Source organism: Apibacter sp. B2912, assembly GCF_009827835.1.
GTDB lineage: Bacteria > Bacteroidota > Bacteroidia > Flavobacteriales > Weeksellaceae > Apibacter.
Genome location: NZ_WINV01000003.1, coordinates 72,680 through 97,433, shown reverse-complemented (window position 1 = coordinate 97,433; position 24,754 = coordinate 72,680). Strand labels below are relative to the sequence as shown.

23 protein-coding genes are annotated in these 24,754 nt (G+C 30.8%); 6 read left to right on the top strand and 17 right to left on the bottom strand.

The window, feature by feature from the left end:
- The first annotated feature begins 11 nt into the window (after positions 1-11).
- Both GFV01_RS06555 and GFV01_RS06550 read left to right on the top strand, forming a co-directional pair.
- Positions 12-1,871, top strand: a complete 1,860-nt coding sequence (locus tag GFV01_RS06555; RefSeq protein WP_160565743.1) for an Nramp family divalent metal transporter — start codon at positions 12-14, stop codon at positions 1,869-1,871.
- A 193-nt stretch (positions 1,872-2,064) separates the two neighbouring features.
- A complete protein-coding gene (locus GFV01_RS06550) occupies positions 2,065-2,700 on the top strand; it encodes a Pr6Pr family membrane protein (protein ID WP_160565741.1) in 636 nt (211 codons plus the stop codon).
- 90 nt (positions 2,701-2,790) lie between these two features.
- On the opposite strand, the gene tsf is transcribed toward GFV01_RS06550, so the two are convergent.
- The 4 genes from tsf to rplM all read right to left on the bottom strand — a co-directional run bounded on the left by tsf (position 2,791) and on the right by rplM (position 5,449).
- Positions 2,791-3,609 (bottom strand): translation elongation factor Ts, encoded by an 819-nt coding sequence (tsf, locus tag GFV01_RS06545; RefSeq protein WP_105296358.1) that lies wholly within the window; start codon positions 3,607-3,609, stop codon positions 2,791-2,793.
- Positions 3,610-3,633: 24 nt separating this feature from the next.
- Positions 3,634-4,434, bottom strand: a complete 801-nt coding sequence (gene rpsB / locus GFV01_RS06540; protein ID WP_160542526.1) for a 30S ribosomal protein S2 — start codon at positions 4,432-4,434, stop codon at positions 3,634-3,636.
- A gap of 166 nt (positions 4,435-4,600) precedes the next feature.
- Entirely contained in the window at positions 4,601-4,987 is a 387-nt protein-coding gene (gene rpsI, locus GFV01_RS06535) for a 30S ribosomal protein S9 (protein ID WP_105296360.1), read from the bottom strand.
- Between the two features lie 6 nt (positions 4,988-4,993).
- The gene (rplM, locus tag GFV01_RS06530; RefSeq protein WP_160542527.1) at positions 4,994-5,449 is read right to left on the bottom strand and encodes a 50S ribosomal protein L13; all 456 of its coding nucleotides are present in this window, start codon (positions 5,447-5,449) and stop codon (positions 4,994-4,996) included.
- A 458-nt stretch (positions 5,450-5,907) separates the two neighbouring features.
- Between rplM and GFV01_RS06525 the strand changes: the two genes are divergently transcribed.
- Both GFV01_RS06525 and GFV01_RS06520 read left to right on the top strand, forming a co-directional pair.
- Complete coding sequence (locus GFV01_RS06525; protein WP_160565739.1) at positions 5,908-8,154, top strand: two-component regulator propeller domain-containing protein; 2,247 nt, start codon at positions 5,908-5,910, stop codon at positions 8,152-8,154.
- 11 nt (positions 8,155-8,165) lie between these two features.
- On the top strand, positions 8,166-8,876 hold the full coding sequence (locus tag GFV01_RS06520) for a DNA repair protein RecO (protein ID WP_160565737.1): 711 nt from the start codon (positions 8,166-8,168) through the stop codon (positions 8,874-8,876).
- Between the two features lie 16 nt (positions 8,877-8,892).
- Here GFV01_RS06520 and mnmA read toward each other — a convergent pair whose 3' ends face one another.
- The 10 genes from mnmA to GFV01_RS06470 all read right to left on the bottom strand — a co-directional run bounded on the left by mnmA (position 8,893) and on the right by GFV01_RS06470 (position 18,250).
- A complete protein-coding gene (gene mnmA, locus GFV01_RS06515; protein WP_160565735.1) occupies positions 8,893-10,077 on the bottom strand; it encodes a tRNA 2-thiouridine(34) synthase MnmA in 1,185 nt (394 codons plus the stop codon).
- 65 nt (positions 10,078-10,142) lie between these two features.
- Complete coding sequence (yajC, locus tag GFV01_RS06510; RefSeq protein ID WP_105296364.1) at positions 10,143-10,469, bottom strand: preprotein translocase subunit YajC; 327 nt, start codon at positions 10,467-10,469, stop codon at positions 10,143-10,145.
- Positions 10,470-10,487: 18 nt separating this feature from the next.
- Entirely contained in the window at positions 10,488-10,940 is a 453-nt protein-coding gene (locus GFV01_RS06505; protein ID WP_105296365.1) for a DUF1573 domain-containing protein, read from the bottom strand.
- A 12-nt stretch (positions 10,941-10,952) separates the two neighbouring features.
- Positions 10,953-11,858, bottom strand: a complete 906-nt coding sequence (gene nusB / locus GFV01_RS10280) for a transcription antitermination factor NusB (RefSeq protein WP_105296366.1) — start codon at positions 11,856-11,858, stop codon at positions 10,953-10,955.
- A gap of 66 nt (positions 11,859-11,924) precedes the next feature.
- Entirely contained in the window at positions 11,925-12,251 is a 327-nt protein-coding gene (gene secG, locus GFV01_RS06495; RefSeq protein WP_160565733.1) for a preprotein translocase subunit SecG, read from the bottom strand.
- Position 12,252: 1 nt separating this feature from the next.
- Positions 12,253-13,398 (bottom strand): hypothetical protein, encoded by a 1,146-nt coding sequence (locus GFV01_RS06490; RefSeq protein WP_160565731.1) that lies wholly within the window; start codon positions 13,396-13,398, stop codon positions 12,253-12,255.
- Between the two features lie 3 nt (positions 13,399-13,401).
- Positions 13,402-13,911 carry an LptE family protein gene (locus GFV01_RS06485; protein ID WP_105296369.1) on the bottom strand — a complete coding sequence of 170 codons (510 nt, stop codon included), beginning with the start codon at positions 13,909-13,911 and terminating at the stop codon, positions 13,402-13,404.
- Positions 13,895-15,172: a sigma-54-dependent Fis family transcriptional regulator gene (locus GFV01_RS06480; protein WP_160565729.1), complete on the bottom strand. Its 1,278-nt coding sequence runs from the start codon at positions 15,170-15,172 to the stop codon at positions 13,895-13,897. The genes GFV01_RS06485 and GFV01_RS06480 overlap by 17 nt, the downstream gene beginning before the upstream one ends.
- Positions 15,173-15,181: 9 nt before the next feature.
- Positions 15,182-16,612, bottom strand: a complete 1,431-nt coding sequence (gene miaB / locus GFV01_RS06475; RefSeq protein ID WP_160565727.1) for a tRNA (N6-isopentenyl adenosine(37)-C2)-methylthiotransferase MiaB — start codon at positions 16,610-16,612, stop codon at positions 15,182-15,184.
- Positions 16,613-16,759: 147 nt separating this feature from the next.
- On the bottom strand, positions 16,760-18,250 hold the full coding sequence (locus tag GFV01_RS06470) for a DASS family sodium-coupled anion symporter (protein WP_160542534.1): 1,491 nt from the start codon (positions 18,248-18,250) through the stop codon (positions 16,760-16,762).
- A 189-nt stretch (positions 18,251-18,439) separates the two neighbouring features.
- On the opposite strand from GFV01_RS06470, the gene GFV01_RS06465 reads away from it, so the two are divergent.
- Both GFV01_RS06465 and GFV01_RS06460 read left to right on the top strand, forming a co-directional pair.
- Positions 18,440-18,904, top strand: coding sequence for a hypothetical protein (locus tag GFV01_RS06465; RefSeq protein WP_160565725.1), 465 nt, complete (start codon positions 18,440-18,442; stop codon positions 18,902-18,904).
- Positions 18,905-19,273: 369 nt separating this feature from the next.
- Complete coding sequence (locus GFV01_RS06460) at positions 19,274-21,946, top strand: reprolysin-like metallopeptidase (protein ID WP_160565723.1); 2,673 nt, start codon at positions 19,274-19,276, stop codon at positions 21,944-21,946.
- Positions 21,947-22,016: 70 nt separating this feature from the next.
- On the opposite strand, the gene GFV01_RS06455 is transcribed toward GFV01_RS06460, so the two are convergent.
- The 3 genes from GFV01_RS06455 to kdsB form a co-directional block, all read right to left on the bottom strand.
- Entirely contained in the window at positions 22,017-22,679 is a 663-nt protein-coding gene (locus GFV01_RS06455) for a histidine kinase (protein WP_160565721.1), read from the bottom strand.
- A gap of 126 nt (positions 22,680-22,805) precedes the next feature.
- Entirely contained in the window at positions 22,806-23,879 is a 1,074-nt protein-coding gene (locus tag GFV01_RS06450; RefSeq protein WP_160542538.1) for an iron-containing alcohol dehydrogenase family protein, read from the bottom strand.
- Positions 23,880-23,883: 4 nt separating this feature from the next.
- Positions 23,884-24,633: a 3-deoxy-manno-octulosonate cytidylyltransferase gene (kdsB, locus tag GFV01_RS06445; RefSeq protein ID WP_160565719.1), complete on the bottom strand. Its 750-nt coding sequence runs from the start codon at positions 24,631-24,633 to the stop codon at positions 23,884-23,886.
- Positions 24,634-24,754: the final 121 nt, after the last annotated feature.

Sequence of the window (24,754 nt, the reverse complement as noted above, 5' to 3'; positions counted from 1 at the left end):
AAGCCTAACAATTGAGTAAGAAATCTCTTCAAGAAGTTCATGAAAGTATTAATATCGAAAATCCAAAAAGATGGAAAAGGATACTTTCTTTTTTCGGGCCGGCTTACCTAGTGGCCGTTGGATATCTTGATCCCGGAAACTGGGCAACTGACATTGCCGGGGGCAGCAAATTTGGATATGCTTTAATCTGGGTTCTATTAATGAGCAATATTATGGCATTATTGCTTCAAGCATTAAGTGCTCGTTTAGGTATTGTTCGCGGATTAGATTTGGCTCAAACTAACAGGGAGTACTATCCGAAATGGATGAACTATATTCTATATGGTTTTGCTGAAATAGCGATAGCTGCAACAGATTTAGCCGAAGTTTTAGGAATGGCCATTGGTTTACAGCTTCTTTTCGGACTTGATCTTATTTGGGGTGTTTGGTTGGCAGCTTTGGACACATTGCTGTTACTTGTTTTACAACGATTTGGTATACGAAAAATGGAAGCGTTTATCATCGCTTTGGTGGCTATTATAGGAGGTTGTTTTCTTATTGAAATGTTTTTAGCTAAGCCTGATCTTATTGAAGTTTCTAAAGGATTTAAACCTACTCTTCCCAATACTGAGGCTTTATATATTGCAATTGGAATTATTGGGGCAACTGTTATGCCACATAATTTGTATCTTCATTCCGCTTTGGTTCAAACCAGAAAAATTAAACGAGATTATGAATCCATAAAACGAGCCATTAAATATAATTTTTTTGACAGTCTCATCGCATTAAACATGGCTTTTTTTGTAAATGCTGCCATTTTAGTGCTTGCTGCTTCAACTTTTTACAGTGCCGGATTACATGATATAGAAGGATTACATGATGCATATAAAATGCTATCCAATTTATTAGGTCCTCTTTCCCCTGTTCTTTTTGCTATAGCTTTAATTGCTGCCGGTCAGAGCTCTACCGTAACCGGAACGCTTGCCGGTCAAATTGTTATGGAAGGGTACTTGCACTTTAGAATGAATCCTGCTTTACGAAGGTTATTAACACGTATTATAGCTATTATTCCGGCTGTGATTGTAATAAGCCTGTTGGGGGAAAGTTCCGTTGATGAAATGCTTATTTTTAGTCAAGTGCTTTTAAGTATGCAATTAGGTTTTGCCGTAATCCCTCTAATCCATTTTGTTAGTGATAAAGAAAAAATGGGAAAATTTGCCATTAAATTACCTTTAAAAATTATATCTTGGATCGTATGTACAATCATTATCCTGTTAAATATAAAGTTAATTTACGATGAAGAAATTAATGTTTATTACAATGAGGATATAATTTTAAGTGTAAAAATTATTTTGGGAATTATATCTTTAGGCTTATTATTATTCTTGATTTGTATTGTTTTATATCCTTGGATAAAAAAGTCCCAAAAAATAAATTTTGGTATTCACCAATTACCTTCTCAAAAGAGTATAGATAAATTACATCCATTCAAAGTTATTGGTATAGCATTGGATTTTACTAAAGGCGATCAGCGGGTTCTGAATTACTTACCAATTTTCGCTGATATTAGTTCTCGAATTGTATTGTTTCATGTTACTGAAAGTGCTTCTGCAAACTATAACGGTAAATTAGCAAATGATTACGAAGTGAAATTCGATCAAAATAAATTGGATGATTATAAAAATTTTCTACTAAAAGAAGGATATATGAATGTCGAGACTAAATTAGGGTTTGGTAATCCTACTATTTCACTTCCTAAATTAATTAATGATACAAAAGTTGATGTCTTACTAATGGCAAAACATGAATATAAAGGAATCCCAGACTTTACTTTTGGTATAATGGCTAATCGATTAAGCAATAAAACGAACGTTCCTATTTTAGTAGTCTAAATTTAGATTTTAGAATATTTTACTTCTATATTTAGCTTTATAATGATCATTTCACGCATCATAACATGGTTTTACAATTATTTAAAAGTGTGTATATTTTATTTAAATCAATTGTAAAAACGAACTCTAACTTTTTATGAAACTTATCTTATAAAATTTTTACACGAGTTAATCTTTAGTAAATTTACCATTCATGAGAATATTTTTTAATTTAATACTTATTTTTTTGGTGTTTTTCAGTATTGGTACAGAAACCTATAATTACGTCTATGGAGACATTCATCCATCGATCTTAAATGAAAAATCCAAATTCAATCGATTGATTTATTATTACAGCTATTTTACTGTTCAATCTAATATTGCGGTGGGTATTAGCTCTTTAGTCTTGCTTTTTAAACCTGATTATTCTAAAAAATGGTTTCGCATTTTAAGAATAGACGGTATTATTTGTATAGCTATTACATGCATCGTTTATAATTTAATGCTCAGGCATGATCATAATGTAAAAGGGATTATGCGATTAACCAATGAAGCTTTGCATGTATTCATACCTTTTTTAGCTGTATTGTATTGGTTATTATACGGTCCTAGAAAATTATTGGATAAAAAAACTATTTTTTTTGCAATTATTCCTCCTTTAATTTATGTTATATATATTTTTATAAGAGGTCATTTCACCAATATGTATCCTTATCCATTTTTGGATGCCGGTGAAATAGGGTTAATTCAAGCTTTATTGAATACGGGAGCTATTGTATTGCTGTTTTTATTTCTAGAATTTATCCTTATATATATGGATAATCAATTGATAAAAAAGGATCATTCTTAAATTAAAGTTTTAATTTTTAGAATAGTGGAAAATACTTATTTAAAATAAAAAAGACTGCATAATGCAGTCTTTATATATACTATTTTGAAATTATAATCGTATAAATCCGGTTATTTTAACTTCAGGATCAATTGATTTTACATAATCTTCAACTGAAGTTTTTTCACCCATAATATAATCTTGTTTTAACAAAGTATTATCCTTAAAGAACTTGTTAAGTTTTCCTTTGGCTATATTTTCAAGCATAGCTTCCGGTTTTCCTTCTTGACGTAATTGATCTTTAGCAATTTCAAGTTCTTTTTCAATTACACTTGAATCCACCTGAGTTTCATCTAATGCAATAGGATTCATAGCTGCAACTTGCATAGAAATATTTTTAGCTACTTCTGCTGCCTGATCAAAAGACTTTGATAAACCAACTGCTGAAGCTATTTTATTTCCCGCATGTATATAGGAACCTACAAATGGAGCTTCCAAAGTTTTAAATCCGGATATTTCAATTTTTTCACCGATAACACCTGTTTGTTCTATAAGCTTTTCACTTACAGGAATACCATTGAAATCGGCAGCTAATAATTCTTCTTTTGTATTGAAATTTAAAGCAAGGTTTGCAAAATCCTTAGCTAATTTAACAAAATCTTCGTTTTTTGCAACAAAATCAGTTTCACAACTTAATTTTATTACAACAGCTTTTGTATTGGATTCGTTAACTGCAGCTATTACAGCTCCTTCAAGATTTTCTCTATCTGCTCTGTTTGCAGCAACTTTTTGTCCTTTTTTTCTTAATAAGTCAACCGCTTTGTCGAAATCTCCTTCAGCTTCAACTAAAGCTTTTTTTGAGTCCATCATTCCTGCTCCTGTAGCATTTCTTAGTTTTGCTACATCAGCTGCTTTTGGTGAATATGACATCTTTATTTTTATTTAAATTTAACTTTATTCTGCGTTATTTTCTTCTTGATTTTCAGAAACTTCAGAGTCATTAGTGTCTTGTACTAAAACATCTTCTTCTTCTGCAGCACCTTCTTCTTTAGCTTTCGCTTTTTCTGCTTTTCTTACACTTAACCCTTCTTTAATAGAGTTAGTAACAGTTTCTAAAATCAAATCAATTGATTTGGATGCATCATCATTTCCGGGAATTGGGAAATCAACCAATTGAGGATCTGAATTCGTATCAACGATTGCAAAAACAGGAATACCTAATTTTTTTGCTTCTGTTACAGCAATATGTTCTCTTAGTATATCTACTACGAAAAGAGCAGATGGTAAACGAGTCATATCAGCAATAGATCCTAAGTTTTTTTCAAGTTTAGCTCTTTGACGATCTACTTGTAATTTTTCTTTTTTAGATAGAGTTTCAAAAGTACCGTCTTTTTTCATTCTATCGATAGAATTCATTTTTTTAACAGCTTTTCGGATGGTAACAAAGTTTGTTAACATTCCTCCCGGCCATCTTTCTGTAATATAAGGCATATTTACAGATTCTGCATGTTTTGCAACAATGTCTTTTGCTTGTTTTTTGGTTGCAACAAACAAGATTTTTCTTCCTGATGTAGCAATTTTTCCTAAAGCGTTTGATGCCTCATCTAATTTTACAGAAGTTTTGTGCAAATCAATAATGTGGATTCCATTTTTCTCCATAAAAATGTAAGGAGCCATATGTGGATTCCATTTTCTGGTAAGGTGACCAAAATGCACTCCGGCATTTAAAAGGTCTTTTACATCTACTTTTGCCATACTTTTTTTAGTTTACGTTCCGCAGTTTTTGCAATCAACTTAAAGTTTAACTTTAAAGTTTGGATGCTAAACTAAACGGCAAGTTTAAATTATTTATAAAATTGTTATTTTTTAATATAAAATAACCACTACAAAATAGTGGTTATAAGTATCGTTATTAGTCAGATTAACGTTTAGAGAATTGGAATCTTTTACGTGCTTTTTTCTGACCGAATTTCTTTCTTTCAACCATTCTAGGATCTCTAGTTAGAAGACCTTCTGGTTTTAAAACTGTTCTGTTTTCTTCATTTAAAGAAACTAAAGCTCTAGATATTGCTAATCTGATAGCTTCAGCTTGTCCTGTTACTCCTCCTCCATATACATTTACTTTAATATCATACTGACCTAAAGTTTCAGTTAATTGGAAAGGTTGTGCAATTTTGTATTGTAATACTTCTGTAGGAAAGTAAACTTTATAGTCTTTTCCGTTTATGGTAAACTCTCCTTTTCCTTCAGAAAGATATACTCTTGCAACAGATGTTTTTCTTCTTCCTATTTTATGTGTAACTGCCATTATTTTTTAGATGAAAGCGTTAATATCAAATGTTTTAGGTTGTTGAGCTGCTTGTTCATGCTCTACTCCTTCATATAAGTATAAATTTTTAAGTACTTTTCTTCCTAATTTATTTTTAGGAAGCATACCTTTCACTGCATACTCCAACAATCTTCTAGAATCCTTTACCTTAACTTCGGCAACACTTGAAAATTTTTGTCCACCGGGATATCCTGTATGTCTTACATATTCTTTTTGATCTGTTTTATCTCCGGATAAAACAACTTTTCCTGCATTGATAACAACAATATTATCACCACAATCTGCATGTGGAGTAAAATTTGTTTTGTGTTTCCCTCGCAAAATTTTAGCTATTTTAGAAGCTAAACGACCTAATTTTTGTCCTTCTGCATCAATAAGTAACCACTCTTTATTTGCAGTCTCTTTATTTGCCGATATGGTTTTGTAACTTAGTGTATTCACTTTTCTTATTTTTCCTTTATTAAAAAATCGCCCTAAATAGGGTTGCAAATTTAAAAAATATTTTTAATTTAACAAATATCTCCTGAACATTTTATCGTTTTATTTAAGTTATTGTATATACCTCTAGATCAATGAGTCTTCAACTCCTCTAATTTTCCCGCTTTATAAAGTAAATATCTTAAAATTTTAATTAAGTAAAATTCTGTTTTAATTTAAAATAATCTTAATTTTATTTTCTAACTTATTATAATGCACAAAAATAATTGTTATTTTTCAAGGTTGATTCTTTTCAATTTAAATTATTATTTATTACTCCGATTGCTTCATGAAATTTTACTGATTAGAAATTTCTAAAATTCAAAGATTATAATCCAATTTTATTTTTAAATAAAATAAATCTGTTATGAGATATTTTTCCCATAAATCTATTAATTTTACAAGCATTACATATAATTTCTATGAAAAAGCTTAGTTTTTTAATTTTATTAATTTTTACCGGTCTTTGCAATAGTCAAAGTTCAAGATGGAAAGATTATTTTTCTTATTTTAATATTAAAGCTGTTCAAAAAGTTGATAATCTTATTTTCAGTGCAACTCAAAACGGTTTGTACTCTTATAATGAAACAAACGGAGAAATTAAGAAATTTTCAAAAGCTAATGGTCTTCACGAAGTTAATATTACTGCTTTAGCTTATAACTCCGATAATAAAGCTTTACTCGTTGGTTATAAATCCGGTAAATTGGACATAGTAAAGCAAGATAAGATACTGTTAGTTGTGGACATTCCTTTTGATCGAAATTATCAAGGAAATAAAAGAATTAATCATATATATACTGAAGGTGACTATGCGGTACTTTCCATGGACTTTGGAATTACTTTATTCGATTTAAAGAAGCTTGAATTTAAAGAAACTTGTTATTTTAAACAAGGTCTTAACTATTATAAAGTACAGGAAAGCGTAGTTTTTAATAATAAAATATTTGCCGCTTCAACTAATGGTATTTATTATCATCCTATCGATCATTTAATTCCAAATTTTACTGCTTGGAATCTTACCAATGCCGGAAATAATTTTAATCAAATAATTAAAAATAATACATCTTTACTTATAAGCTCCAACCAAACCATTTATAAAAGTGATGATGAAGGAATTAGTTGGCAAAATAAAGGTAATTACATTGATTTAAAAGATATTATTTCTATTGATGGGGGCTATTTATTGGTTCAAAAAAATAAATTAGTTGTACTAAATGAATCTTTTCAAGTTTTAAAATCTATGGAATTTTCAGATGACCTTACTACCGGTTTTTACTCTAATGGAATTTTTTATGCAGGAACTCAATTAAAAGGCCTTATTAGAAATAACGCATACCTGGTTCCGGACGGCCCGTTTAATAACCGTTCTTATTCATTAACTATCTATGATAATCAATTATGGATAGCACCAGGAGGAAGAAATATTGATAATTATTTCGAATTGAATCCCAACTCTTATGGTTTTTATCATTTTAACGGTCAAAAATGGAATCATATAGATTCTAAGAGCATTAACAATGAAAATTATATTATGAAAGTTATACCTAATATTAACAATACTCATGAAGTTTTTGTTATCTCCTATAGTAATGGATTGATAAAAATGGTAAATGATCAGATGAAAATTATTTATAATCGTACCAATTCACCTATAATTGAATACGAGCGATTAGTTGGCGGAGACTTTGATTCCAATGGTAACTTAATTATGGTTCAATCATTTGCTGCAGAATCTAACAACGGTTTCAATAATGCCATTATCATAAAAACGCCTAATGATCAATTTAAATTTTTAAGTCTTTTACCTAAAAGATTTCACTTAGCCGGAGGAGCTATGAATCCGTATATTGATTCCCAAGGATATATATGGGTTCCTTCTCCAAGAAATAACGGACTAGTTGTATATAAATATAACCGAACCCCGCTTACTACGTCTGATGATAATATTTATTTAATAGATTCCAATAAAAATAGCGGAAACTTACCTTCTAATAATATATTATGCGTAGAATTAGATAAATCCGGAACTGCTTGGATAGGAACCGACAGCGGTCTTCGTATTTTTAGAAATCCTTATCAATCATTAGAATCAGGAAATTATAATACCGAAAGAATTATTATTACTCAAAACGGTTTAGGTGAAGAAGTTTTACGAGAAACTAAGGTTACGGCAATAAAAACCGATGGCGCTAACAGAAAATGGATTGGTACACATAGTTCAGGTGTTTTTTACTTATCGGAAGACGGAACAACTCTTTTAAATAGATTTACGGAAGAAAATTCTCCTTTACCCTCTAATCTTATTACGGATATACAAATCGATAAGACCGGAGAAGTTTATTTTGTTACTCCTTCAGGCATTGTTTCTTATAGAGGAGACATTATTGAGTCAGGAGATGATTTTGGAGAAATTGTTGCCTATCCTAATCCGGTTAGACCCGGTTATTCAGGAAATATCACGATACGCGGATTAGCCCATGATGCTTTTGTTAAAATAACTGATGTAGCGGGTAACCTGGTGTATGAGACTAAAGCACCCGGAGGCGTTGCAACCTGGAATGGAACTAATTTTAATGGTAAACCTGTTGCTTCAGGGATTTATTTAGTTTTAATGAGCAATTCTGAAGGAAAAAAACATGCTACAACCAAAATTGCAATTATTCGTTAAGTTTAAAAGAAATGATTGAAACTACTAAAGCTATCGTTTTGTCATTTTTAAAATATGGAGATTCTTCCCTTATTGTAAAATGCTATACCGAAAATTTTGGTTATAAAAATTTTATTTTAAAAAATTCTTTTTCTAAAAAAAATAGAAAAAGTCATTTTATCTTTTTATTTAATGAAATAGAAGTTACTTTTTATTCTAAAAAAAACCATTCTTTAGAGTTGATTAAAGAGATTCATCAAGCTCATATTTTCAATACCATTCATACAAATATTATCAAGTCTTCGATAATAACGTTTATTGGAGAAATGGTGAACCAAACGCTAAAAAACGAGGAAGCACAGGACACATCTTTATATAATTTTATTAAAAGCAGTTTAATTAATTTAGATACAAAAGACAGTTACTTTTCTGATTTCCATCTTTATTTTTTACTGCATTTTTCGAAATATATTGGGTTTTATCCCTTAGAAAATGATTCAGAATTTCCTTATTTTAATATTAAAGAGGGTATTTTTTCTTTAAAAGCTGATACTGTTTCAAGGGAAGAAAATGCTCATTTATGGAAGCAATTACTTTCTTATGATTTTAACTCTTTAAAAAATTGCTTTACTAATTCACAGCGTAAACAGATGCTTTCAGAAATAATAACTTATTTTGAAATGCATTTGTCTAATTTTAAAAAACCTATTTCTTTAGATATTTTAAAATTAATTTTTGATTAAATATTACTAATTAAAATCAAGAGATTACTCCGCTTCCGATTAATTCATCTTCAACATACCAAGCCGCAAATTGCCCTCGGGTAATTGCTGATTGCAAATTTTCAAATTCAATGAAAATTCCTTCTTCAAATTGATACAAAACTGCCTCTTGCAAAGATTGTCTATACCTTATCCTGACTCGAACTCTCATCGTTTCTCCTATCTTCATTTGTAGGTCATCTCTAACCCAATGCACTTCTTTTTGATCTATAAATAGAGCTTTTCTAAATAATCCGGGATGATTTTTACCCTCACCTACATAGATTGTATTGTTTTGTACATCGGTATCTAATACAAAGCATGGCTCGATATGCCCTCCTATTCCTAAACCTTTTCTTTGACCGATGGTATAATAATGCGCTCCTGAATGTTCACCGATCACTTTGCCATCCTCTATAGTATATTGAAAAGGAATTGACAAATAAATCAATTCTTCTTTTTTAGTTGAAAATGATTGTTCTTCTTTTTTATATATAGGATTATCTGAAAAAATTTCAACCAGATTTCCTTTTTTAGGTTTTAATTTTTGTTGTAAAAAGTCAGGTAATCTTATTTTCCCAATAAAGCATAATCCTTGAGAATCCTTTTTATTTGCAGTAACTAAACCAATTTCACTTGCAATTTTCCTTACTTCCGGCTTGGTTAAATTTCCTATAGGAAATAAGGTTTTGGAAAGTTGGTATTGATTAAGTTGACATAAAAAATAGGATTGGTCTTTGTTGGAATCTATACCTGCTAAAAGCTGATAAATTGTTTGGCCTTCGTTATTCAATGATTGAACACGGGCATAATGACCGGTTGCTACTTTATCTGCGCCTAAAGATAAAGCCGTTTTAAGAAATATATCAAACTTGATTTCTCTGTTGCATAATACATCCGGATTAGGGGTACGTCCTGATTCGTATTCATGAAACATGTAATCAACAATTCTTTCTTTATATATTTCAGAAAGGTCTATGACTTGATAGGGAATATTAAGTTTTTGAGCTATTAGCAATGCATCATTGCTATCTTCTACCCATGGACATTCATCTTCCAGTGTAAATTCAGAATCGTTCCAATTCTTCATGAATAGACCTATAACATCATGACCTTGTTGTTGCAATAAATATGCTGCAACACTTGAATCTACTCCTCCCGATAAACCTACTACTACTTTCATTTTATATAATTAAAAAGCATATTCTATATACCATAGAATATGCCTTATGATTTATTTATAATCGTTTACTTCTTTGCAGGTGCATTTTCCGGATATCTCGCTATAGACAATTCTCTGGAAATTGCTGATTTTTCGATTTTTATTTTTCCCGCCATAGTTTCAATAATAAGTCCATCATCCATTATTTCCGCAACTTTTCCATGAATACCGGAAGTGGTAACTATTCTTGTTCCTTTAGCTATATTATCTTGAAAATTCTTTTCTTGTTTTTGTCTTTTTGTTTGCGGCCTAATAAAAAAGAAGTAAAACACCACAAATAGAAGGACTAGGGGAAGGAATGCTCCTGCTTGTTCCATAAAACCTCCTTTTGCTTGTAAAATTATTGTTAACATTTTTATTTAAATTTATTTTTAATTAACTTTTGCTTGAAATTTAATTACTTTAGTTTCAAAATTTCCTGAAACAGCTATTGTTTTAAGTACTTCTCCTTCAAAATTTGAAGAATCAAAAGTAACTGTAATTTCACCTTTCTTGCCCGGATATACGGGTTCTTTAGTATATTTTGGAGTGGTACACCCACAGGAAGGACGTACTTCTGAAATTAATAAAGGACGTTTTCCAACATTGGTAAATTTAAAAACATGGGAAACTTCTTGCCCTCTTTTTATATCCTTAAAATCATACGTATCTTCATTAAATTTTATAATAGATTCTTCGGTTATTTTGGGTACACCATGAGTATTTTTAGTATTCGTATTATCCTGTACGGTACTTTTGATTTGCTTTTGAGAAGAATTTTCTTTTTTGCAACCGATGGTGAATAACATACCTATTAATAAAAATATTACTGCTGACTTTTTCATTTTTCAGGATGTTTAAACTTTATTCATATCTCTAGCATATCTGTCTAAAATACCATTAATAAATACATTACTTTTAGCACTAGAATAAACTTTTGCTAATTCAATACATTCATTAATAACAACTTTAGCCGGAACTTGTGGAAAATAATTGAGTTCTGTAAATCCCATTGCCAATATGATTTTATCTATTTCCGCGATTCTATCCAACTCCCAGTTATTCGATCTTTTTTCAATTAATTTTAAACTTTCGGGATAGTGTTTTACCGTTGTCCTGAATAAATTTTTTGCAAATAAAATACCCTCATCCGATTTTAAAACTTGAATTAATGTATCAAAGGGCGCTCCTTCCTCAATAGACTTAATAGTCTTCAGGGTCATATTATTGGCAATATGAACGTCATCTGCCCAAGAAAGTTTTAATTCCTCAAACCATTCATACATGATGTCATTATCTGCTATATGTTTTAAAAACAGTTTAAGCAATACCTTTTTTTCCGACTCAAAATCTGTTTCTTTACTTTGCATATACTCTAAATAACTTCGCGATGTTTGAAATTTTTTAAAGATAATTGCCGGATAATTATTATTTAAATGCCACGATAATTCTAAATGTTTGTCCGAATACTCTTTTCTAGCTTTGTTTTTTTCTAACAGCTCAAATATCTTATTATTAACAAACTTAAGATTAGGATTTTTTTCCTCATCTGTGGCAAAACGTTTTTGCTTTTTCCTTTCTATTACTTCAAGAGCATAATCTCTCACAGCCAATAGAAGATTTAGTTGATATATATATAAATCATATATCTCATCTATAGACTGGAACATTCTATTTTCAACATATTCTAACTCATTCCCACTTATATTATACGCATACAGAACCTGTAGAATTTTTTCTCTAATTTGCCTTCTTCCTAACACAACAATAAATTTTTAAGAACTTTGTTAATACTATATTTTTAGTGTTAATTATTACAAGTATATTTTTTACTTAACGTTAGTTTTAGGCAAAGCCTGTTCTTGTTGAGAGGTTGAAGACTGTTTTGAGTTTTGGGTTGGAGTTGATGTATATATAGTTGGCTTTGCAATCAATACCGATGCAAAAATTGACAATACTACTATTACTCCTCCTAAGGTCCAAGTTGCCTTCTCCATAAAATCATTTGTTTTCTGAACACCGAACATTTGTGTTCCACTACCTCCGAAAGTTGAACTTAAACCTCCTCCTTTTGGATTTTGCGACAAAACAACTAATATTAGCAAAACGCATGCGATAATGATAAATATCATTAGTATTCCATATACTGCTGTCATATTATTTTGAATTTTTTATCTTTTTTATTCTTCTTATTTCCGAGGCAAAATAACTACTTTTTTCTGGATATTTCAAACTTAATATCTTAAAAGCTGTTAATGCTGTATCATATTTACCTTGCTCTACATATAATTGGGCTAAGGTAATAGTCATTAAATTTGCAATATCCTGAATTTCTTCTTTTTTAAATTCTACGTCTTTACTATATTTCGTGTCTTTTGCAACCGGTTTTATCTTGGGATTATTTTCAATAAAATTTGAAATAATGCTATTTTGTTTTTCTTGTTGTGGTATTACTTTTTCAGATTTTAAAGCTTTTTTTTGCTTGGAAAGTGATATCCATTGATTAAAAGTTAATTTGTCCGATTCCAAAGTAATTTCCTCTTGTTTGTTTTCAATACTTGGTTCGCTTAACTGAATTTCATTGATTTCATTACCAACCAAATCTTCCTTTACTTCTTCTTCAATTTCCGAATGTTCAATTTCAGTACTTTCTTCCTTATTCTCGAAATTTTCTTCATTTTCTTTTTCTAAGCTTGAAGTAAATAAATGTGATATTCCTAACTTTTCTATATTGGTATAGGTGACATCACTGTTTAAAAAGATTTTCTTATTATCCTTAGCATCTTCATTAGTTAAAAGTAATTGAATTTTAGAATGATCTTCTATAGGTTCAATTTCTATATTGTTGTTATTTACTAATTCTTCGGATATTTTTTGTTCATTTATAATTTCAGAATTTGAATCTATTGCTTTCAATTGGGTTAAACTGATATCCTCTTCCATAAATTCATTACTAACAATATTTTCAAGAACTATAGTTTCTTCAAATTTATTATCATCTGCTTGTAAAATTTCATCTTCTTTTTTATCGATCAATTCCTCTGCTGTAATTGGTTCTACTAACTTCTTGTTAGTATCAATGGATTTTTTTATTAATTCTCGATAGTTCGTATAAATTGAAACCTTTTTAATATCTTCATTAGTTAACGGTTCTGATACATATCTATTTTTCCAATTTAAATAAATTAAATGAAACGATTGAGAAAATGGATAGTGAGTTATTAAATCTTCCACATAATTCTTATCGGAAAATTTAAGTTTTTCAGGGTTTTCTATTAACTGTATAATTCTACTATTATCCATAACTTACCAATCGGCTACTATCGCTAAAAATATTTGATCAATAATTCTTTGATTGATTTTCTGGGCAAGATCATCTTGAACGTTAATCAATAATTCTTTGCTAGAATAATCTTCATAATCGGAAAAAGTTTTTTCGAAACTCTTTTCAGGCTGCTTTTTATTTTCGTATCTAACAGAAACGCTTATCGTCAATCTGTTTTGCGTTGCTTCGTCGGAATTACTTTGTATATTTACCGGACTGGTTGAAAAATTTGTTATTTCACCTTCTAAAATGATATCCGGATCTATATTAGTCTCTACAAGCTTCGTTCTTTGATTAAATCTACTTTGTAAGGCGGTAGTAAAATCTACACTTAAATTCGGGCTTTGATAAGCTGAATAATTAGGAAATGATTTTATTTCTATAGTTTTTATATCGGGATCCAAAGAAGCCCCTGTGAATGAATAACATCCGGACAAAGATATAAAAAAAATTCCTATTATGAGTAATATGATTTTATTCTTCAATATCATATTGTTTTATTTTTCTATATAATGTTCTTTCCGAAATTCCCAACTCTTTTGCTGCTAGTTTACGTTTTCCATTATACTTTTCTAAAGCTTTTTTAATAAGTTCCTCTTCCTTTCTTTGTAAAGATAAAGATTCTGAATTGTTGGACACATCTTCATATTCGTAGTCATCCAAAATATCGTGATACTCATTAACTGATGAAGGAACTGTCGGTATAACGGGTTTTTCATCATAGTAAACAAGAGAATCTCCAGATTTAGGAATATCATAATCTTTATATACTCGTTGGAAAAGATCCTGATCATTTGAGTTTAGCATCAAATCGCCTTTATTTTTAATGAGCTCTAAAGTCAACGCTTTCAAATCGTTGAGATCTTTTTTCATATCGAATAAAAACTTATATAATATTTCCCTTTCACTAGAAAAATCCGAATGACTTTCATTTTGCTTGGAAAAGTTTACTAAAGACGTGGTTTGTGGAATGTCTTTTAAATATTCTTTTACCTTATCTATAGACAAATTCCTGTTGGTTTCCACCACCGTAATTTGTTCGGTAAAATTTCTTAATTGACGGATATTTCCCGGCCAATAATAATTTTGAATATAGGACATGGCTTCTTCCGATAAACTCACTGAAGGCATTCTATATTTTTCTGAAAAATCAACTGCAAATTTTCTGAAAAGTAAAGGAATATCATCCTTCCTTTCCCTTAAAGCAGGTATATCAATCTGTACTGTATTTAACCTGTAATATAAATCTTCTCTGAATCTGCCTTTTTTAATTGCTTCCAATAAATTAACATTAGTCGCAGCTACAATTCTTATATTTGTTTTTTGAATAGTAGATGATCCGACTTTCATAAATTCACCACTTTCCAATACTCTTAATAAACGAACTTGCGTTTGCAAAGGCAATTCTCCTACTTCATCTAAAAAAATGGTTCCTCCATCTGCTACTTCAAAATATCCTTTACGAACTTTATCTGCTCCCGTAAAAGCTCCTTTTTCGTGACCAAAAAGTTCTGAATCTATGGTCCCTTCAGGAATTGCTCCACAATTAACAGCAATATATTGTTTATGTTTTCTTGGTGAAAGATTATGAATTATTTTAGGAATAAACTCTTTTCCTACCCCGCTTTCTCCAATTACCAAAACAGAAATATCTGTAGGTGCTACTTGCATAGCTTTTTCTAAAGCCCTGTTAAGTGCAAGGTTATTTCCAATTATTCCGAATCTTTGTTTTATTGCCTGTAATGAATCCATAATATTTATTTATGCGATTTCTCCTATCAAGGTAGCTGAAGTGCAATCATTTACCAATACATTAACAAAATCTCCAACTTTTGTTTGATCTGTTTTAGTAAAAACCACCACTGCATTTTGAGAAATCCTTCCGTACCATTGATCTTTACTTTTTTTACTGGTTCCCTCTATCAAAACTTCGTGTACTTTGTTAGTATACGTTTTCATTCTTTCTAATGAAAGTTCTTGTTGAAGATTTATAATTTCTTTAAGTCTTCTTGACTTTATTTCCGTAGGCACATCGTCTTTCATTTTTTTATGAGCTAACGTACCGGGACGTTCAGAATAAGCAAACATGTATCCGAAATCGTATTTTGCATATTTCATTAGAGATAAGGTTTCTAGATGCTCTTCTTCCGTTTCTCCACAAAAACCTGCTATGATATCATGTGAAATCGCGCAGTCAGGTACGATTTCCCTTATTTTATCCACCAAATTAATATATTCTTCGCGTGTGTGTTGACGATTCATTCGCTGCAAAACTGTAGTGCTCCCACTTTGAACAGGTAAATGGATGTATTTGCAAATGTTATCATGTTTAGCCATTACGTGCAATACTTCTTCATGCATGTCTTGCGGATTAGACGTTGAAAATCGTATTCTAATTTCAGGACAAGCTTCAGCTACCATGTTCAATAATTGTGCAAAATTTATCGCTGTTGCTCTTTGCAATTCACTAGCTTTTAAGAAATCTTTTTTAGGACCTCCTCCATACCATAAGTAACTATCTATATTTTGTCCTAAAAGTGTAATTTCTTTATATCCATTTTCTCTCAACTCTTTACATTCTTTAAGAATTGAATGTGGATCTCTACTGCGCTCTCTTCCTCTTGTAAAAGGAACCACACAGAATGTACACATATTATCACATCCTCGGGTTATGGACACAAAAGCTGTAACTCCATTTCCGCCTAAGCGTATCGGACTTATATCTGCATAGGTCTCTTCTTTTGATAAAAGTACATTAATGGCATTTCTTCCATCATCCGTATTTTTCAATAAGTTCGGAAGATCTCTGTATGCATCGGGACCTACCACTAGATCAACTAAATGCTCTTCTTCCAAAAACTTTGTTTTTAATCTTTCTGCCATGCAGCCGAGAACGCCTATAACCAGATCCGGCTTTTTTCTTTTTATTGCATTAAATTGAGAAAGTCTTTTTCTAACTGTTTGCTCCGCTTTTTCACGAATAGAGCAAGTATTAAGAAGAACTAAATCTGCTTCTTCCAGTTGAGAGGTAGTATTATATCCTTCGTTACTAAGTATTGAAGCTACTATTTCACTATCGGAAAAATTCATTTGACAACCATAGCTTTCCAAAAACATTTTTTTGGTGTTTTTAATAGAACTTTCTTGTATTAAGATTTCTCCTTGTCTTCCTTCTATAATTTCTTTTTCCATATTTAAACATTCCCTACGAAAAAAAGTACCGGGATATTACTAAATCAAAATAAAAATAGTCTGCAAAGATAAAACTTTATATGCCAAGTTGACAGATTATTGTTTTAAATATTTCTTAAAATATATGTTAAGTAAATATAATTTTATTTATCTGCTTGTTAAGACCATCTCAAAATACCCTGTAAAATTTTGCAAAAATAATACCCAGGCCATGATTACTATAGTTCCTACTATTGCTGCATAAAAACCTCCAAAATAAAAGTCTGATTGTTTAAGCATCCCTGTACTGTATACTATTGCATTGGGAGGCGTTGACACGGGCAGGAATAATCCGCACGAAGCACAAAGACCAATTACTAAACCGATCGGCAATATTTGTTCCGGAGGAAGTACCACCGCAGCAATATTTATGACGATGGTTGCTGTTGCCGTACTACTCATTATGTTAGAAAAAATCACAGTCACTATAGCAAAAATCATCATCATTAAATATTCATTAAACGATGCATCTCCCAATAATTCGGAATAATAGGGCGCCAGCAATTCCTTTATTGCAATCCCTAGTGATAATCCACCGGCGACCAACATTAAGGTATCCCACGGAAGCTTTCTTATATCTTCAGCCGTTATAATCCCTAACATAGGAAGGAAAACAATAGGAATTCCTGAAGTGGCTGCACTTGGGATTTTCAATTTTGAACCCATCATCCAAAAGAAAACGGTTATAAATAAAATTAGTATTACAAAAAACCTCTGCAATCTAATCTTTTTGGGAATCGGGGCTAATTCTTCTAAGAAATTTAAATTAATTTTTTCAACTTTAGAAGTATATTTTTGCTTAAGCAGAATCCAAAAGAACAACAACAAAACTATTGCTACGGGCAAACCCAAGATCATCCAATCAAAAAAAGAAACCTCAATACCTTTGGATTTTAAAACATCTACTACAATCAAATTGGGAGGAGAAGATATTAAGCTGCCCATTCCTGCAAAAGTTGCCGAAGCCGGTATACTTATCAATATTGCTTTTGTCATGGGTGAATCTTTCCCTTCTCTGTCTAAAAAAGGCATAACTGCCGCCAAAATCATGGCTGATGTTGCCGTATTGGATATAATTAATGATAAACAGGAAGTAGTTAGCATAATTCCTAACAACATATGCGACGGCTTACTACCAAAAATAGATATGGTACCTCTAAATAAAGAAATATCTATTCCTGTTTTTCTCATACTTTCACTGAGAAAAAAACCGCCCAAGAAAATCCATATAACACTATCAGACCATGTATTAGAAATAGTTTTCGGATCAATTGTTGATCCTTCTATATTCCCCATGGTATAAATGAGAAAACCTGTGATCAGAATTCCCACGGCAAAGGGGGGTATTGCTTCGGTAACCCATAGAAGTATTGAAAACATCAGAATGAACAGGGTGTATTCTTGAGCTTTAGTAAATTCTTGCGGGGAAAGAAAATAGGTACCTAATAATGCAATACCTAATGAAAAAAAGAATAAACCAACTTTAGTTTTTATATTCCAAACATCTAAAGATTTTTCTATAAGAAGATCACTATAGACTCTAATATTCGTATTAATCTTTTTAAAATCTTTATTAATTCTATGAAAATCAAAATCCATATATATAGCCCTAAATTAAATTTTATCTACTCTTGAAAACTTTGCTTACCTTAATGACACATAGCAAAAGTCTTTATAAATTTACTATTTATTTCTAATAGTTTACCCTTAATTGAGAAATTAATTTTTAAATTTGTATCCTAATTCTCACATTAATAATATAGGTAAAGTTTACCTCTAACATAAATTATGAATAATTTTTCTAAGCTCTGGGTTTTTCAATCTAGAAGATTTCTTACCCTTGAAGAAATTCAAGATATCAACAAAATTCTTACTAACTTTTTGAAAACATGGGCGGCACATGGTGCTGATTTAAAATCTGAGCTTACGATTATTAAAAATAAATTCATAATTATAGCGGTTGATGAAAATCAAGCGAAAGCCACCGGATGTTCTATTGATAAATTGAATCAATGCATTAGACAAATCGATCAAAAATATCAATTAGATCTTTTAAACCGATTATGGGTAAGCTATGAAGATGATAAAGGGGAAATTACTACTGTTCCTATGAATTCTTTCAAGGAAAAAATCAAATCCGCTCAAATTTCTCCTGAAACCTATATTTATAACCTTGCTATAAGTACTTCTAAAGAATTCGATGAAAAATTTAGACTTCCTCTTAAAGAAAGCTGGGCAAGAATATTTATGTAATTTTTATTTATAAAAGGTTTTCATTTTATTAAAACGCGATATTAGTTGCTTCTCAATAAATAATTTCTCTTTTTAAAATAATTTTAGATACTATATACCTTATTTTCAATAAATAAACTAATTTTATCTTATAAAATTAAACACCTCCCCATTTATTGACTTTATTAAATTTTTCACCTCGATAATTTTGTTTTATACTATACTATAAATCTAAAATATTATTTCAATTTTTCTCTTTATAAAAACTATTGATAGGAAAATTATAATCCATATTTTATAGTTAATAATCATAAATAATTAATGATATTATTGCTTATTAATTTATAATATATATTTTTGCTATTATTATAACATACAAAATAGAGATATATGAAAAATTTTTTATTAACTATTAGTATTTTTCTGTTTAGTATATCTCTTTCAGCACAAAATTATTGGAAGAGAACAAGCTTAACAGGAAAAAAGATTAGAAGTGAAAATATTAATTTACCCATTGAAGAACTATATACCGTTGATTTTTATTCTTTAAAAAAACAATTAAAATCTTCCGTATTAAGAGAAACTAACCAAGCTCCTACCATAGTATACGTTCCCACATCGGAAGGAAAAATAGAAAGATTTTCGGTTTATCATGCCCCTGTAATGGATGAAGAAATTGAAAATAAATACGAAATGTATTCATATGCAGGAATCGGTTTAGACGATGCGAACAAATATATTCGATTCAGTATTTCCCCCAATCAATTCAATTCAATGATTATGGATAATACGGGTACCATTCAGCTCATTGATCCTTATACAACCGATGGAGAAGTTTATTCAGTTCGTATTAGAAAGAAAAATAGCTTTAATGATTTCAATTGTAATACAGTTGATGAAATTATTTCGGAAGAATCAAATTCTTATAAAATAATATCGAGTGATCGAAAATTTCGCACGTATAGATTAGCTCTATCAGTAACCGGTGAATATACTCAGCATTTTGGCGGGGTGACCGGAGCTTTACAGCAGATAAATATCACCATGACCCGGGTGAATGGTATTTTGGAAAGAGATCTGTCTGTAAATCTTAAAATGATTAATAATATTTCTCTTATATATGAAGATCCAAATACAGATCCTTATTCTGATGCTTCTTTTATAAATAACTGGAATATGGAACTTCAAAAAACATTAACAGCAGTAGTTGGAGAAGATAACTATGATATTGGTCATCTTTTTGGCGGCAATGGTGGAGGGGGAAATGCCGGTTGCATAGGTTGTATATGTATTAGTCCTAAAATGGATCCAAACGGAATTCCTACTTCTGCAGGAAAAGGCAGTGGGATAACTTCTCCTTCAAATAATAATCCTTCCGGTGATCATTTTGATATTGATTATGTAGCTCATGAAATGGGACATCAGCTGGGAGCTAATCATACTTTTTCCTGTTGGCTTGAAAATACAGGGGTTAATATTGAACCGGGAAGCGGAAGTACGATAATGGGATACGCAGGTATCACTTCAGCCAATGTGCAATTAAATTCAGATGCTTATTTTCACTCAGCCAGTATTCAGCAAATTTATAAAAATCTACAGCCTAAAACCTGTGGAACAATCAATCAAATTCCTAATCATCCGCCTGTAGTAAATGTAGGCCCCTCTAGCGTGACCATTCCTATGGGGACACGGTTTTATTTGGATGCAGAAGGTACAACAGATCCTGATGGGGATAAGCTGACTTTTTGTTGGGAACAAATTGATAATGCTCGTAAGGATGTTATTCGTGTCGATTCTTCACAAACATACGGTCCTATATTCAGATCTTTTCTACCGACAACTTCTACAAGGAGATATTTTCCCGCTTTAACTACCGGTATTTACTCTCCAAATACATGGGAGACTGTTTCCAACGTCAAAAGAGCCCTGAATTTTACTGTAACCGTGCGAGATAATAATCCTAATAAACCTCAAACTAAGATTGAAACTAAAGAAGTTATGGTTTCTGATAGTGGGGGGCCATTTATCGCAACATTTCCTACAGCTGATTATATAGCTAAGAAAGGAAGTTCAATAAACGTATCATGGAATGTTGCTAATACAACAGCACAGCCATTTAATACACAATTTGTGAATATTTCATTAGTTACAGATGAGGGGCAAACTATAACTCCTTTGGCTGATCAAATTCCGAATTCAGGAAATGCAACCGTGAATTTACCTGCTGATCTTATCGCTAAAAAAGCAAAAATAATGATTGAGGCAAGTAATAATATCTATTTTGCCTTAACCGAATATTTTTCAATAGGATATGAATCAGAAGTAATCTGTAAAAAATATAATTCAACCTTTACTCCGATTGCTATACCTGACGGGAATGGTGATCATTCAAATTCGAAGTATGCTGTTATGGCAGTTACTGTTCCTGATAATGAGAATTATGATAAACTGATTAAACTACAAGCTACTGTTGATGTAGATCATCCAAATATTGAAGATTTATTTATTGTATTACAAACTCCAGGTCAAAATGATTATAAATCTGCGGTTTTGTGGAATCATTCGTGCCCAAATAATTCAGGTTTAAATGCAACCTTTGATGATGTTGGAATTACAATGAATTGTTCCTCTCCAACTATAGGTACAATAAAACCTTATAATCCACTTCATTCTTTATTTAAGAAAAATTATAGCGGGCAATGGCTATTAGGGGTAGCAGATCATTATCCTAAAAATACGGGTACTTTAAAATCTTTTTCTTTAAATGTATGCAGTTTAAATTACAAGCAACTCCAAACCGATGAAATTTTTTCAGAAACCCCAACATTTAAAGTTTACCCTAATCCTTCTGAAGGAGTTTTTACTATCGATTTAGGTGCTATTCAATTTAGAGGAAATACAAGCCACGTTAAAGTTTATAATTTGGCTGGTAGCTTATTATTTTCAAAAGTTGAAAAAAATAAGCTTTTTTCTATAGATCTTACTAATTATCCTGCGGGTATATATACCATAAATATTACGGGAAATGGTAATTCTATATCCAAAAATGTAATTAAGAAGTAATCCTTTATGCTAAAATAAATAAAGCACTCTTTTATATATTTATGAGAGTGCTTTAAATTTTTCTTTACCCTTAAAATTTAAATTCTTTTTCTGGAATGATCTTGTTAATTTCAAGCGATTTAAATACAAGAATAAATTCTGAGTCATCCTCCTTGTTTTTGACTACTAAACGATAAGGAAAGATTAGTCCGGAGACTAATTTAAAATCTGAATATAATTTACTTTCGTTTGAAGTATCTTCTCTAACTAATTGATAGCTGGTTTTATCAAAGTAATAAATTTCTGATTCTCTGTTATTAGTTAGTTTAATTTTATAACAATTCTTGTTATCAATACGTTCTTCCCCAAGAAATACCGGAAGAAACCCTTTTGCAGAATAATCAATTAAATCCGATTCAAATGCTTCAGGAACGTAATTATTTTTTTTTTCAAGGGAATTCGTTTGAAAGTTATATTGTATAGCTTTCTTTCCGTTGTAAGCATTTAAAATAATTTTTTTTCCCTGTATTTCTATACAAGTTTTATTAAGATTCGGTCTCTGCTGATAAATTTCTATAGGATATGACTCATTTAATCCTAAAATTATATCTCCTCTAATTATTATTGAATTCAATTCTTTCCAATGATGTGTTCCTCCGGTAACTTCTAAATGTTTGTTTATTATTTGTTCTACCGTCTGAGAATAACATATGTTCAAAAGGAATATCAGCAAAGCGAAAAAAAGCTTCTTCATATATGATTTAAAAAAGGGTTGACTGTAAAAAAATTCCAGGCAACTTTAAAGTTATCCTGGAATTATCATTTTTCTTCAATTTATATCTTTGCATTAATTGAACTATTATTTTTCGAATAATAGTATTTACATTTCTTCGTAAAGTGCTCTTAATTTTTCTTTAGTCATTATTTTCTGCCAATCTTTACCTAAAGCATTTTCCCAAAGCGGTGCCATTCCATAAGAAACATTAATCATAGTATTGAATTGTTCATCAGACAATCCTTTGCATACACCTTGCGGGATTTCAATCTGATTTTTTTCAACCATATATTTAAATTCCTTAACTCCTTCCGGATAATACTCTTCTAATCGGTCAAAAACAATGCAATTACCTACTCCGTGATGAGTTCCTAGTAAATAAGAAAGTCCGTAACTCACCGCATGAGCAATTCCTACTTGTGAATAAGCGATGCTCATTCCTCCATGCCAAGATGCCATCATTAAATCTTCATCAGACTCATCATCCCATTCAGATTTATGAACATATACTTTTTGGCAAAGTTCTAATGCTTTTTCTCCGTAACTTTTACTGAAAGCATTAAGATATGTTCCTGTTAAAGACTCAATGCAATGAATATAACAATCCATACCGGTAAAAAATGCCTGATTTTTTTCTACTCCTTTTACTAAAGATGGATCCAAAATAACTTGATCAAAAGGGGTAAAGTCTGAATTAATACCTAATTTTCTTTCCGGCCCGGTTAAAATACAAGTTCTGGAAACTTCTGCTCCTGTACCACTAATTGTTGGTATACCTACATGATATACAGCCGGATTCTTCACTAAATCCCACCCTTGATATTGAGAAGAAGATCCTTCACTATTCATCATAATTGCAACAGCTTTTGCCGAATCCATTACACTTCCTCCTCCTATTCCAATAACTCCGGAAACAGTTCCATATTCCTCTTTTAATGAATCTCTGATCGCATCAATTCCTTTGGTTTTGGGTTCATCAGTAGTATCTATAAATATAATTTTATCTTTTCCTTTTAAGGGAATTCTTTTTTCTAATTCTTTTCCTTCAAACACTTTATCTACTAAAAAAATAAATGGATAATCTTTATTTCTTTTTTCTTCAATAATTTCTGAAGTTTGATCAAAGCTTCCACGTCCATAAATTACACGGGGAACCATTGGGAAATTTCTGAATTTCATATTTTTATTTTTTCTCGTTTATCTGTTTATTTAATATTTCATTTGCTTTTTCTAAATCCTCCGGCGTGTCTATTTCAACTCCTACAAAATCAGTCTCTATTACCTTAATTTTCATGCCATACTCTAAATATCGTATGCACTCCACCTTTTCTGCTTGTTCGTTTTGTAACATCGGTAATTTTGCAAAATCTAGTAAGGCTTGTTTACGAAAAGCATATACGCCTACATGCTCATAATAATCTGCCTGAAATGATTTTTCACGAGGATATGGTATAACTGAACGTGAAAAATATAGTGCAAAGTCATTTTGATCTTTAACTACTTTTACATAATTAGAATCTTCAATTAAATTCCAATCGTCCATTTTACGAATCAAGGTAGCAACATCTATTTTATTTTCTTGATCTTTCTTAAATACTTCAATTAGCCTTGCTAACGGTTCGGTTTTTACAAAAGGTTCATCTCCTTGTATGTTTATGATGATATCGCATTCTAAATTTTCAACAGCTTCTGCAATTCGATCACTACCTGTCTCATGTTCCTTTTTACTCATAATGGCTTTACCTCCGTTTCTGGTGATTTCATTATGAATGATTTCGGAGTCTGTTACTACAAATACATCTGAAAAAAGACGGGTTTTAATTGCATTTTCATAGGTTGACCGAATGACTGTTTTTTCCCCTAACATACCCATCAGCTTAGCAGGGAAACGAGAGGCTGCATATCTTGCAGGAATAACTGCTATTATTTTCACGTTATTTATAATTTAATTACAAAGTTAACTAAAATAGCTTTTGTTAATCGGTATTATCCCTATTAAAAAAACATTTTAAATGTGCTTATTTTTTATCTTTAAAATTTCTTTAATAGCTATT

Excerpts from the sequence above, each read along its gene's own strand:
- GFV01_RS06550 (WP_160565741.1), top strand. The coding sequence starts at position 2,065 with ATGAGAATATTTTTTAATTTAATACTTATTTTTTTGGTGTTTTTCAGT.
- tsf (WP_105296358.1), bottom strand. The coding sequence starts at position 3,609 with ATGTCATATTCACCAAAAGCAGCTGATGTAGCAAAACTAAGAAATGCT.
- rpsB (WP_160542526.1), bottom strand. The coding sequence starts at position 4,434 with ATGGCAAAAGTAGATGTAAAAGACCTTTTAAATGCCGGAGTGCATTTT.
- rpsI (WP_105296360.1), bottom strand. The coding sequence starts at position 4,987 with ATGGCAGTTACACATAAAATAGGAAGAAGAAAAACATCTGTTGCAAGA.
- GFV01_RS06525 (WP_160565739.1), top strand. The coding sequence starts at position 5,908 with ATGAAAAAGCTTAGTTTTTTAATTTTATTAATTTTTACCGGTCTTTGC.
- GFV01_RS06520 (WP_160565737.1), top strand. The coding sequence starts at position 8,166 with ATGATTGAAACTACTAAAGCTATCGTTTTGTCATTTTTAAAATATGGA.
- mnmA (WP_160565735.1), bottom strand. The coding sequence starts at position 10,077 with ATGAAAGTAGTAGTAGGTTTATCGGGAGGAGTAGATTCAAGTGTTGCA.
- yajC (WP_105296364.1), bottom strand. The coding sequence starts at position 10,469 with ATGTTAACAATAATTTTACAAGCAAAAGGAGGTTTTATGGAACAAGCA.
- GFV01_RS06505 (WP_105296365.1), bottom strand. The coding sequence starts at position 10,940 with ATGAAAAAGTCAGCAGTAATATTTTTATTAATAGGTATGTTATTCACC.
- secG (WP_160565733.1), bottom strand. The coding sequence starts at position 12,251 with ATGACAGCAGTATATGGAATACTAATGATATTTATCATTATCGCATGC.
- GFV01_RS06490 (WP_160565731.1), bottom strand. The coding sequence starts at position 13,398 with ATGGATAATAGTAGAATTATACAGTTAATAGAAAACCCTGAAAAACTT.
- GFV01_RS06485 (WP_105296369.1), bottom strand. The coding sequence starts at position 13,911 with ATGATATTGAAGAATAAAATCATATTACTCATAATAGGAATTTTTTTT.
- GFV01_RS06480 (WP_160565729.1), bottom strand. The coding sequence starts at position 15,172 with ATGGATTCATTACAGGCAATAAAACAAAGATTCGGAATAATTGGAAAT.
- miaB (WP_160565727.1), bottom strand. The coding sequence starts at position 16,612 with ATGGAAAAAGAAATTATAGAAGGAAGACAAGGAGAAATCTTAATACAA.
- GFV01_RS06470 (WP_160542534.1), bottom strand. The coding sequence starts at position 18,250 with ATGGATTTTGATTTTCATAGAATTAATAAAGATTTTAAAAAGATTAAT.
- GFV01_RS06465 (WP_160565725.1), top strand. The coding sequence starts at position 18,440 with ATGAATAATTTTTCTAAGCTCTGGGTTTTTCAATCTAGAAGATTTCTT.
- GFV01_RS06460 (WP_160565723.1), top strand. The coding sequence starts at position 19,274 with ATGAAAAATTTTTTATTAACTATTAGTATTTTTCTGTTTAGTATATCT.
- GFV01_RS06455 (WP_160565721.1), bottom strand. The coding sequence starts at position 22,679 with ATGAAGAAGCTTTTTTTCGCTTTGCTGATATTCCTTTTGAACATATGT.
- GFV01_RS06450 (WP_160542538.1), bottom strand. The coding sequence starts at position 23,879 with ATGAAATTCAGAAATTTCCCAATGGTTCCCCGTGTAATTTATGGACGT.